Consider the following 10,881-nt stretch of genomic DNA (forward strand, 5'->3'; position numbering starts at 1 on the left):
TGAACTGGCCCAGGGTGATGGTCAGCCCGACGAACCACGGCTTCATCCCCTGCAACTGCGCCAAGGGCAGGTTGTTGGCACTCGCATAGGCCTGCAGCTTGGTCCAGGTGGCTGCATCCAGGTCGCGCTTGAGCTCGGTGCCATCGGTGCGCATCGCCGCCTGCAGCATTTTCTGCGGCAGCTGCGGCGACTGCATGTCCTGCGGCGACAGTTCGAACACCACCCGCTTGGACGCGGTGAACGCCTGCTCGACGTCGGCCGACAGCGGATAGTCCTGCGCACGCAGCAGATGGAACGAGCCGAGCAGGTACACGCGGCTGTCGCCCGGCCCGGTCACCTTCCACAGCAGCGGCACCGGCGGGGCCACCTTGGCGGCGGGCGCATCGCCGCGCGCGTACACCGCACCACTACCGAGCAGCAGCCCGGTGGTGATCAACAACGACGACATCAGTCGCGACAGCATCGACATGGTTCAGACCTCTCCTTCAGGGGCGTGGTAGGCCTGCTCGCCTGCGTCGATGCGCAGGTCCAGGCGGTTTTCCGGCGGTGCCAGCGGGCAGGTCGCGAACGGCGTGAATGCACAGGGCGGGTTGTAGGCGTGGTTGAAATCGATCAGCACCCGGCCGTTGGCATCCGGTGCGGGCAGGTCCAGGTAACGCCCGGCCGGGTAGCTGCCGTGGCCACTGGTCCGGTCGACGAAGATCACGAACAGCTCGCGCCCGGGCTCGCCGATCGCTTCGAGCTTCCACGTGCGGCCGTCGCGCTCGAACTCCAGCGTGCCGGCATTGGGCATGTCGGTGGTCAGCCCGGTGATGTCGATGATGGGCAGGGTCTTGCCGGGCGGGTGCGGGATGAAGCGCGCACTGATCCGCCATGCGGCGCCGCCGGGCCAGTACTGCAGGCCGGCGAAGTGGGTGCGGCTGTGCGCGTCGGCATGCTTGACCCGCAGTGCGTACCGCTCGCCGCGATGGATGAGGCTCAACTGGCCCTTGCCGTCATCGAAGCTGATCAGGGTCGGGGTGGGATCGCGATCGCTGAAGAAGCGGATGCGCCCGGTCACCGGCGTGTCGCCCACGCGCAGCGCTACACCACGCTCGGGGGTGAACCACACCGTATCGCCCTGGCGCGCCACCATGCCCAGCTTGTCCGGGCCCACCGCCAGCCGGATCCCGCTGCCCGGGCCGCGGCCGATGTAATGCGCCTTGTACTCCAGCCAGTGCAGACCCACCAGGCTGGTCCAGCCATCGGCGGCGTGCAGTTCCTCGTAGCGCTGCAGGCGCCACTGCTGCTGCTCGGCGGCGAATGCCGGATCGTCGGCCACCGCCACCGGTGCTTGCGGCGTGTTCCCACACGCGGCCAACCCCAACGCCAGCAGCGCCGCGCCAAGTCCCCTTCCCCAACTCCGCATGACTCTCCCCTTCAACGTCCGCGCAGGAACCAGCGGTCCATGTCCGCCAGCGAAAAACGTGCCCAGGTCGGTCGGCCGTGATTGCACTGACCCGAGCGTTCGGTGATTTCCATGTCGCGCAGCAGCGCGTTCATTTCCGGCACGGTGAGGCGCCGGTTGGCGCGCACCGCGCCATGGCAGGCCATGGTCGACAGCAGCTCGTCGCGGGCGCTGGCGATGCGTCGGCTCTGCCCGTGCTCGCGCAGGTCGGTGAGCACGTCGCGGAGCAGGCCTTCAGGCTCGGCGTTGGCCAGCAACGCCGGAATGCTGCGCACATGCAGCGATCCGGGACCGGAGCGGGTGATTTCAAACCCCAGCGCAACCAGCGTGTCGGCCTCGCGCTCGGCGGTGTCGGCATCGCGCTCGCCCACTGCCAGGGTGATCGGCACCAGCAGCGGCTGCGCGTGCAGGCCCATGCCATCGTGCGCGGTCTTCAGCCGCTCGTAGCCGATCCGCTCATGCGCGGCATGCATGTCCACCACGATCAGGCCTTCCGCGTTCTCGGCCAGGATGTAGATGCCGTGCAGCTGCGCCACCGCATACCCCAGCGGCGGCACGCCACTGTCGGCGGCGGTCATCGGCAGGCCGCCTTCGCTCGGCATCGGCGGCAATGCACCGGACACGCCGGCACCGGCCGGCGTCGCATACAGGGCGGCATACGCCGAGGGGGCATCGGCAACCTGCAGGCCCAGCGGCGATTGCTGCGGACGCCAGTGCGCGGACATTCCACCGCCGCCACCGCCGCCGCCCAGCGCGTACCCGGCGCCCGGTTGCGCATAACCACCGGCGATCGCGGCGGCAGGCACGCCCGCGTGGCCCTCGACGCCGGCGCCCGCCTGGGTCATGCCGGCACGGGTTTCGGCCAAGGCTTCCTTCAAGGTGCGGTAGACGAAATCGTGGATCAGGCGGGCGTCGCGGAAGCGCACCTCGTGCTTGGCCGGGTGCACATTGACGTCGACCCGGGTCGGATCCAGCTCCAGGAACAGCACGTACGCCGGTTGCCGGCCATGGAACAGCACATCGCCGTAGGCCATTTTCACCGCATGGGCGACGCTGCGGTCGCGCACCGAACGGCCATTGACGTACAGGTACTGCTGGTCGGTACTGGCGCGCGAGTAATGCGGCTGCGCAATCCAACCATGCAGACGCAGGCCGGCACCGCTGTGGTCCACGCGCAGTGCCTGCGCGGCGAAATCCTCGCCCAGCGTTTCGCCCAGGCGCGCGTCCGAATACAGGTCGCCGGGCTTGTAGCGGCGCGACGGCTTGCCGTTGTGCGATACGCGCAGTTCCACGTCCGGGCGCGCCAACGCCAACGACCGCAGCCACTCTTCGATGTGGCCCAGTTCGGTGCGCTCGGCACGCAGGAACTTGCGCCGCGCCGGCACGTTGTAGAACAGCTCGCGCACTTCCACCGTGGTGCCCGGCGCATGCGCACGCGGCATCACATCGCCGAGCTTGCCGCCTTCGATCTGCAGCGATGAACCATGCGCGTCGGTGGCGCGACGGGAAGACAAGGTAAACCGGCTGACCGAGGCGATGGACGGCAGCGCTTCGCCACGAAACCCGAGCGTGGCCACCGACTCCAGATCATCGAGGCTGGCGATCTTGCTGGTGGCGTGGCGCGAGACCGCCAGCGGCAGCTCCTCCGGCGCGATGCCGCCGCCGTCGTCGCGGATGCGGATCAGCCGCACACCGCCTTCTTCCAGGTCGATATCGACCCGGGTGGCACCGGCGTCCAGCGCGTTCTCGACCAGTTCCTTGACCACCGACGCCGGGCGCTCAACCACTTCGCCGGCGGCGATCTGGTTGATCAGGATCTCGGGCAGCTGGCGGATGCTCATGCACGCCTCCGGACAGCGGAGGATGCGAAGGCGGAGGCGATGGCAATTCGGGGGCAGGACTTCATCGGTAGATGATAGCCGTAGAGCCGACCGTTGGTCGGCTGCCCTTGACGATGCCGATGGCCAGAATCAACGGCCAGCCGACCAACGGTCGGCTCTACCGGCGGATTACTTGCTGCCGCCTGCGAACGTGCTGGCCGCTTCGATCTCGGCTTCGGCGCGGGCGGCGTACAGCGTGCCCGGCGGCGGCTGCCGGCTGAAGAAGGTGTGCACGCCATCAAGCACGGCACCGGCAATCTGGCGCTGGTAGGCCGGGTCGATCAGGCGGCGCTCTTCGTCCGGGTTGGAGATGAAAGCGGTTTCGACCAGCATCGCCGGCATGTCCGAGGTGCGCAGCACCGCGAAGTTGGCGCGTTCGATGTTGGGCTTGTGGTTCTTGCCGATCCGCTTGAGCCCACCCAGGACGTGGCCGGCCGCGTCCTCGGAAGCCTTCATGTAGCCGCTCTGGGCCAGGTCCAACAGCACGTTGGCCAGGGTGCCTTCGGTCTGCTGCAGGCGCACGCCACCGACCAGATCGGCGGCATTTTCCTTGTCGGCCAGCCAGCGCGCACGCTGCGAGGACGCGCCTTTGGTGGAGAGCACGTACACCGACGACCCGGTCGCCGCGCGGTTTTCGGCAGCGTCGGCGTGGATCGAGATGAAGATGTCGGCCTTGGCCGCCCGCGCCTTCTGCGCGCGCATCGGCAACGGGATGAACACGTCGGTATCGCGGGTCAGGTAGGCCTTCAGACCCGGCGTCGCATTGACCTGCCGGGCCAGCTCGCGGGCCACCGCCAGGGTGATGTCCTTCTCGCGCTTGCCGGTCGGGCCGACGGCGCCCGGATCCTGGCCGCCATGGCCGGGATCGATCGCCACCACCAGCGGGCGCATGCCCGCGCGCATCTTGATCCGCGAGGCGTCGCTGGGCATCGACGGACGCGGCGGCTCGGCCGGCGTCACCGCGACCGGCGCCGGCGCCGGCACCACCGATGCCGTGGCCTGGCCGGACAGGATCGCCGCCGGTGACGCCGAATTGCTGGCCGCGTTGGCATTGCCGGCGGCCGCCACGTTGACCGCCGTCGCCGCGGGTGCGGCGGCGGGCGTGGGAACCGGCGTTGCCGCGGTCGCGCTGGCCTGCTGGCGCACCGAGGCGGTCAACAGTGCCGTGGCACGCGCTGCATCGCTGCGCGCCTGCGCGGCTTCAGCGGCGGTCGGGGCCTGCGGTTGCGGGGCGCTGGGCACCATCGCAGTCGGTGGCGGCGCGTTGGCCGCTGCCGGCGCGGCAGCGGGTGCAGCGGCGACACTGGCCGGGGCATCGCCGGGCCATTCAATCACCAGCCGCGACTCATCGCCCTGCTTGACCATCTGCGGGCGGAACGGGGCCACCGATTCGGCGAGGTCGAATACCACGCGGAACGTGCCGGGCACCGGCTGACCGGTGCGCACCGCAGTGACCACGCCCTTGGGCGCAGGCAGCTTGAGATTGCGGACTGCGCTGGAATCCGGGAAATCCACCACCAGGCGGTTCGGACCGGCCAGCGACAGGGTCTTGTAACCGCCGCTGCCGGTGAGCGCGATTTCCGCACGGGTGCCGGTGGCGCCGGTCTCCAGACCGACCTGGCGGACCTCGCCAGCCCACGCCAAGGCGCTCGCCAGACAGAGTCCGACGGCGGCACAGATGGCGGTGAGTGGTTTCCCCATTGGCATGGGTCAGGATTCAATCACCGCGCTGAATGAAATGCAACTCCTTTTCCCTTAATAATCCGTAACCTGCCAGTGTTTCCTAGTGTCAGCCGACAGAAACAGCCTGCAAGTCGCCACCTTGAGGCAGCCGGGCAAGCCACTCGCGCCCCGCGTCGCTGGTCGCAGTGAGACGCGCGCGCCGCCCCTGCCCTTCGATGTCCAGGGCGATGACCAGGTCGGTGGGCGGCAGCGCGCCAGCGCCACGCTCGGGCCATTCGACCAGCCACAGCGAGGCACTGCCCTCGTCCAGGCCAAGGAAATCCAGCTCTTCGGCCTGGCCGATGCGGTACAGATCCAGGTGCCAGGCTTCATGCCCATCGTCCAGCGGATAGCGCTCGACCAGGGTGTAGGTGGGGCTGCGGATCGCGCCCTGTACCCCGAGTGCGCGCAGCAGTGCGCGCGCCAACGTCGATTTGCCGGCACCAAGGTCGCCCTGCAGCTGCACCACCGCCTGCGGCGGACGGGTGGCGGCCAGCCACTGCCCGAGCAGGTCGGTATCGTCGGTCTGGGCAAGGAAAAACGTGATCATGCGGTGGAAGATTCCGGATTGACCAGGCGGCGCAGCGGCACCAGCAGGTCGGTGGGGAGCAGGCCACGCTGGCCTTCGCGGGCGGCGGCATCGCCGGCCAGCCCATGCAGCAGTGCACCGCTGCTGGCGGCATCGAACGCGTCCAGGCCCTGTGCGCGCAGTGCGGCAATGATGCCGGTCAACAGGTCACCCATGCCACCGACGGCCATGCCCGGGTTACCCGCGGCGATGACCCGCGGCCGTTGGCCGGGTGCGGCCACCACGCTGCCGGCGCCCTTCAACACCACCACGGCGTGGAAGCGCTCGGCCAGCGCCTGCGCGCTGCCGTAGCGGTCGGCCTGGATCTGCGCGGTGCTGCAGCCGAGCAGCCGTGCCGCCTCGCCCGGATGCGGGGTCAGGATCGCGTCGTGCAGCGGTTGCGGCGTGCCGGCCAGCAGGTTCAGCGCGTCGGCGTCGATGACCAGCGGCTTGCCGCTGCCCAGCACCTGTCGCCACAGCTCATGCGCCCACTCGTCCTGGCCCAGGCCGGGGCCGATCGCGACGACCTTGGCGCGCGCCAACAACGCCTGCAGGTCCTGCGCGTCCTCGACGGCATGCACCATCGCTTCGGGCAGCCGCGCCAGCAACGGCGCAACATGCATCGACTGCGTCGCCACGCTGACCAGCCCCGCGCCGGTGCGCAGCGCGGCTTCGCTGGCGAGCATCACCGCCCCGCCACTGCCGCGATTGCCGCCCACGCAGAGCACATGGCCGGATTCGCCCTTGTGGGTGTTGGCGCGCCGCGGCGGCAGTTGTGCCGCCAACCGCGCCTGCTGCCACGCGCACGCCGCGGGCAGCACGCCGGCATCGGCCGCCTCGGGCAACTGCAGCGGCGCAAGCCGGCGCCCGCCGATGTGTTCAAGCGCATCGCCGGTATACAGCCCGCGATGGCGCACGATGAACTGCAGGGTCACGCTGGCCCGCACGGCGACCCCGGCGGCCGCGCCGCTGTCGGCGTCCACGCCGCTGGGCACATCCAGCGACAGCACCGGCATGCCAGCGCGGTTGATCGCCTCGATCAGCGCCTGCGCCGGCCCGCTCGGCGCGCGGTTCAGGCCCAGCCCGTACAGGGCGTCCACCAGCACATCGGCGTCCGGGATCGCATCGGTGAAGACCTCCACCTGCCCGCCAGCCGCCAGCCAGGCCTGCAGCGCGTCCTGGGCCAGGGGCGTGGCAGCGGCATCGGTGGCCAGCCGCAGCACCTGCACCTGGCGTCCGGACTGGCGGGCCAGCCGGGCCAGCACATAGCCATCGCCGCCATTGTTGCCGGCGCCAACCACCACGCAGATGCGCCGGGCCTGCGGCCAGCGCTCCAGCAGGCACTGCCAGGCGGCCTGGCCGGCCTGCGCCATCAACGACGCACCGCCGTCGCCCAGCGCCGCGCTGGCCTGGGCATCGATCCGGCGCGCGGCGGCTACATCGAACAGTTCAGCAAGCTGGGGCATGCCGGGATTCTATACTTGTCGCCATGTCCGCTGTTCCGTTGCCCGCCCCCATCGACCTGACCCGCGCCACCCAGCGCGTGCGGGAGATCGCGCGCGCGCACGGCTTCCAGCGCTGCGGCGTGTCCGGCATCGATCTTGGCGAGGACGAAGCACACCTGGCCGACTGGCTGGGCAAGGGCCTGTACGGCACGATGGACTGGATGGCCCGGCACGGCACGATGCGCGCGCGCCCGGCCGAACTGCTGCCCGGCACCGTACGGGTGATTTCGGTCGGCATGGACTACGGCCACAAGGACGATGCGCAGGCGTGGGACACGCTGCACGACGGCGACCGCGCCTACGTGGCGCGCTATGCGCTGGGCCGCGATTACCACAAGCTGATGCGCAACCGCCTGCAGAAGTTCGCCGACGCGATTGCTGCCGAGATCGGTGCGTTCGGCTACCGCGTGTTCGTCGATTCGGCACCGGTGCTCGAACGCGCCCTCGCCCGCAATGCCGGGCTGGGCTGGATCGGCAAGCACACCTGCCTGATCGACAAACAGGGCGGCTCGTGGTTCTTCCTCGGCGAGATCTACATCGACCTGCCGCTGCCGGTGGATGCGCCGGCCAGTGCGCACTGCGGCAGCTGCACGCGCTGCATCGATGTATGCCCGACCCAGGCGATCATCGCCCCGCAACGACTGGATGCACGGCGCTGCATCTCCTACCTCACCATCGAACACGACGGACCCATTCCCGAGGACATGCGGCCGCTGATGGGCAACCGTATCTACGGCTGCGACGACTGCCAGCTGGTCTGCCCCTGGAACAAGTTCGCGCGGCGCACCGACGAACCGGATTTCCGCGCGCGCAACGACCTGGACACCGCCTCGCTGGCGCAGCTGTTCGCGTGGGAGGAAGACGAGTTCCTGCGCCGCACCGAGGGCAGCCCGATCCGGCGCAGCGGGCACGAGCGCTGGCTGCGCAACATCGCCGTGGCGCTGGGCAACGCACCTACCCATGCCGACACGCTGGCCGCCCTGCACGCACGCCGCGGGCATGCCTCGCCGATCGTGCGCGAACACGTGCAGTGGGCGCTGCAACAGCACGCCGCGCGCGACCCGCGCTCGTGACGCTTGTGCGACCATGGGCGCCCGTTCGTAGCGTTTGACCCGTCCATGGACCGCAGCACGCAGATCCTTACGCCCAGCCAGCTCAACATCCTGGCCCGCGACCTGCTGGAAGGCGCGTTCCCGCTGATCTGGGTGGAAGCCGAACTCGGCAGCGTTACCCGGCCGGCCTCCGGGCACATGTATTTCACCCTGAAGGACGCGCGCGCGCAGATCCGCGCGGCGCTGTTCAAGCCCAAGAGCCAATGGCTGAAGTTCGTCCCGCGCGATGGCATGCGCGTGCTCGCGCGCGGCCGGTTGACCCTGTACGAAGCACGTGGCGAGTACCAGCTGGTGCTGGACCACATGGAAGAAGCCGGCGAAGGTGCGCTGCGCCGCGCCTATGAACAGCTCAAGGCGCGGCTGGAGGCCGAGGGCCTGTTCGCGGCCGAACGCAAGCGCCCGATGCCCGCCCACGTGCGCCGCCTGGCGGTGATCACCTCACCCACCGGCGCGGCCGTGCGCGACGTGCTCAGCGTGCTGCAACGCCGCTTCCCGCTACTGGAAGTGGACCTGCTGCCGAGCCTGGTGCAGGGCGACAGTGCCGCGGCACAGATCACCGCGCTGCTGCGCGCGGCCGATGCCAGCGGCCGCTACGACGTGATCCTGCTGACCCGCGGTGGTGGCTCGCTGGAAGACCTGTGGGCGTTCAACGATGAACACCTGACCCGCGCCATTGCTGCCAGCCAGACCCCGGTGGTGTCGGCGGTGGGTCACGAAACCGACTTCAGCCTGGCCGACTTCGCCGCCGACCTGCGCGCGCCCACCCCGTCGGTGGCTGCCGAGCTGCTGGTGCCCGATCAGCGCGACCTGCAGCTGCACGTGCGCCGGCTGGCCGCGCGGATGGTGCAGTTGCAGCGCCACGGCCTGGGCCAGGCCATGCAGCGTGCCGACCGCGCCCTGCTGCGCTTGAACGCACAGGGACCACAAGCGCGCCTGCAGCTGATGCAGCGGCGCCACCAGGACCTTGCCCGGCGCCTGGCCGGCGTCTGGCGGCAGCAGCATGAACGCCGCCAGGCCCAGTTGCGGCATGCCGCCGTGGTGCTGCGCAACGGCCACCCGCAACGTCGCCTGGACGCCCTGCGCGAGCGCCTGCAACGGTTGCAGCCGCGCGCCGATGCGGCCATCGGCCGCCAGCTGCAGCGCGACCAGCTGCGCCTGCGCGCACTGGCCCGTTCGATGGAAGCGGTCAGCCCGCTGGCCACGGTTGCGCGCGGTTACAGCATCCTCACCCGCGAAGACGATGGCAGCCTGGTGCGCTCCCCGCTGCAGGTCAGCCCCGGCGACGCGCTCAAGGCCCGCGTGCAGGACGGGGTGATCGAGGTGGTGGTGAAGGAACCGGCGCGCTAAGCGCCACCGGGGCGGTCAGCGCGCCAGGGTCTACTGGCGCGCGCTCTCGCAGTACTTCTGCCGGTATTCCATCGCCTTGGGCATCAGCGCCTGCAGGTTCTGGATGCGCGTGCCCGGGTTGGGATGGGTGGACGAAAACTCCGGCGGTGCCTGTCCACCGCTGCTCTGGCCCATCCGCTCCCACAACGGCACCGCTTCGCGCGGGTCGTAGCAGGCCGCTGCGGCCAGCATCAGGCCCACCTCATCGGCCTGGGTTTCATGGCTGCGCGCGTACGGCAGCAGATACCCGTAGCCCATCGCCGACATCATCATCTGTTGCTGCTGCGGGTCCATGCCGCTGGCCGCGCCGGCCATCTGCCCGATCTGGGTGAGCTTCTGCTGGGCCATGCGCTGCGCGCCGTGGCGCAGCAGCGCATGGGCGATCTCATGCCCCATCACCACCGCCATCGCATCCTCGGTGCGGGCCACGGGAATCAGTCCGGTGTATACCGCCATCTTGCCGCCGGGCAAACAGAACGCATTGGCCTGTTCGGACGGAATCACGTTGACTTCCCACTCGAAATCGCGCGCGAAGTGCGCCGGCTTCAACCCGTGTTCTTCGGCGAGCGCGGTTTCCACCACGTCCACCTTGGCGATCAGGCGCTTGGCGATGGCCTGGATCTCGCGCGACTGCGGCGCGTTCGGATCCAGCGGACGCTCCTGCGCCAGGATCTCCTGGTAGGCCTGCAGGCCGAGCGCCTTTTCCTGGGTGGCATCGAGCGAACTGTCGATGAGCACGCGCTCACCGGTATACGGATCCACCGCGCGGTTGGAGAACCAGTAGAACGCCGCATAGCCGGCGAAGGCCAGCAGCACCCACCAGCGGATGTTGCCGAACAACCCCGGGCGTCGGGCCCGACCCTGCTGTTGACCACCGAACGGATCGTTGCGCATCTTGCGGATTCCCTGGCTGGATCGGCGCACCCTGGCCGACACGGCGCCATCTTAGTGGCTGCGCGGGGATTTGACGTGAGTGCCGCGGCACGCCCGGCACGGCTCAGATACCGCGCACTAGGCGGAAGCCGATGCGGGCGCTGGTCGTATCCGAATCCTGCGATTGCCGCCACGCCGCGCGCGTCTGGTCCGGTGCGTTGGCCCAGTTTCCGCCGCGGATCACCCGCTGCCGGCAGCCCGGGTTGAACCAGGCCACCCCGTCGGACGGCGCGCGCCGGTAGCTGGCGTGCCAGCAGTCGGCGACCCACTCGCTCAGGTTGCCGGCCACGTCGTGCACGCCCCAGGCGTTGGCGTCGAACGTGCCTAC

Annotated in this window: 10 protein-coding genes; 2 read left to right on the plus strand and 8 right to left on the minus strand. The window is 69.8% G+C overall.

The features are described from left to right. The 6 genes from RTO53_RS15490 to RTO53_RS15515 all read right to left on the minus strand — a co-directional run. A partial coding sequence (locus RTO53_RS15490) for a TraB/GumN family protein (RefSeq protein ID WP_312238637.1) occupies nucleotides 1-469 on the minus strand: 469 nt, incomplete at its 3' end. Between the two features lie 3 nt (nucleotides 470-472). Further along, the gene (locus tag RTO53_RS15495; RefSeq protein ID WP_312238638.1) at nucleotides 473-1,408 is read right to left on the minus strand and encodes a DUF1684 domain-containing protein; all 936 of its coding nucleotides are present in this window, start codon (nucleotides 1,406-1,408) and stop codon (nucleotides 473-475) included. An 11-nt stretch (nucleotides 1,409-1,419) separates the two neighbouring features. Further along, complete coding sequence (gene mutL / locus RTO53_RS15500; RefSeq protein WP_312238639.1) at nucleotides 1,420-3,288, minus strand: DNA mismatch repair endonuclease MutL; 1,869 nt, start codon at nucleotides 3,286-3,288, stop codon at nucleotides 1,420-1,422. 168 nt (nucleotides 3,289-3,456) lie between these two features. Further along, nucleotides 3,457-5,028 (minus strand): N-acetylmuramoyl-L-alanine amidase, encoded by a 1,572-nt coding sequence (locus RTO53_RS15505; RefSeq protein ID WP_312238640.1) that lies wholly within the window; start codon nucleotides 5,026-5,028, stop codon nucleotides 3,457-3,459. A gap of 88 nt (nucleotides 5,029-5,116) precedes the next feature. Beyond that, nucleotides 5,117-5,599: a tRNA (adenosine(37)-N6)-threonylcarbamoyltransferase complex ATPase subunit type 1 TsaE gene (tsaE, locus tag RTO53_RS15510; protein ID WP_312238641.1), complete on the minus strand. Its 483-nt coding sequence runs from the start codon at nucleotides 5,597-5,599 to the stop codon at nucleotides 5,117-5,119. Next, nucleotides 5,596-7,083, minus strand: a complete 1,488-nt coding sequence (locus RTO53_RS15515; protein ID WP_312238642.1) for an NAD(P)H-hydrate dehydratase — start codon at nucleotides 7,081-7,083, stop codon at nucleotides 5,596-5,598. Before RTO53_RS15515 ends, tsaE begins: the two co-directional genes overlap by 4 nt. 23 nt (nucleotides 7,084-7,106) lie before the next feature. Between RTO53_RS15515 and queG the strand changes: the two genes are divergently transcribed. Further along, complete coding sequence (queG, locus tag RTO53_RS15520; RefSeq protein WP_312238643.1) at nucleotides 7,107-8,195, plus strand: tRNA epoxyqueuosine(34) reductase QueG; 1,089 nt, start codon at nucleotides 7,107-7,109, stop codon at nucleotides 8,193-8,195. A gap of 45 nt (nucleotides 8,196-8,240) precedes the next feature. Next, the gene (xseA, locus tag RTO53_RS15525) at nucleotides 8,241-9,581 is read left to right on the plus strand and encodes an exodeoxyribonuclease VII large subunit (RefSeq protein ID WP_312238644.1); all 1,341 of its coding nucleotides are present in this window, start codon (nucleotides 8,241-8,243) and stop codon (nucleotides 9,579-9,581) included. A gap of 30 nt (nucleotides 9,582-9,611) precedes the next feature. Here xseA and RTO53_RS15530 read toward each other — a convergent pair whose 3' ends face one another. Together RTO53_RS15530 and RTO53_RS15535 are read right to left on the minus strand one after the other, a co-directional pair. After that, a complete protein-coding gene (locus tag RTO53_RS15530; RefSeq protein WP_312238645.1) occupies nucleotides 9,612-10,514 on the minus strand; it encodes a M48 family metallopeptidase in 903 nt (300 codons plus the stop codon). 103 nt (nucleotides 10,515-10,617) lie between these two features. Continuing rightward, on the minus strand, nucleotides 10,618-10,881 hold a 264-nt coding region (locus RTO53_RS15535), incomplete at its 5' end, for an SUMF1/EgtB/PvdO family nonheme iron enzyme (RefSeq protein WP_312238646.1).

The organism is Stenotrophomonas sp., assembly GCF_031995405.1.
Lineage (GTDB): Bacteria > Pseudomonadota > Gammaproteobacteria > Xanthomonadales > Xanthomonadaceae > Stenotrophomonas.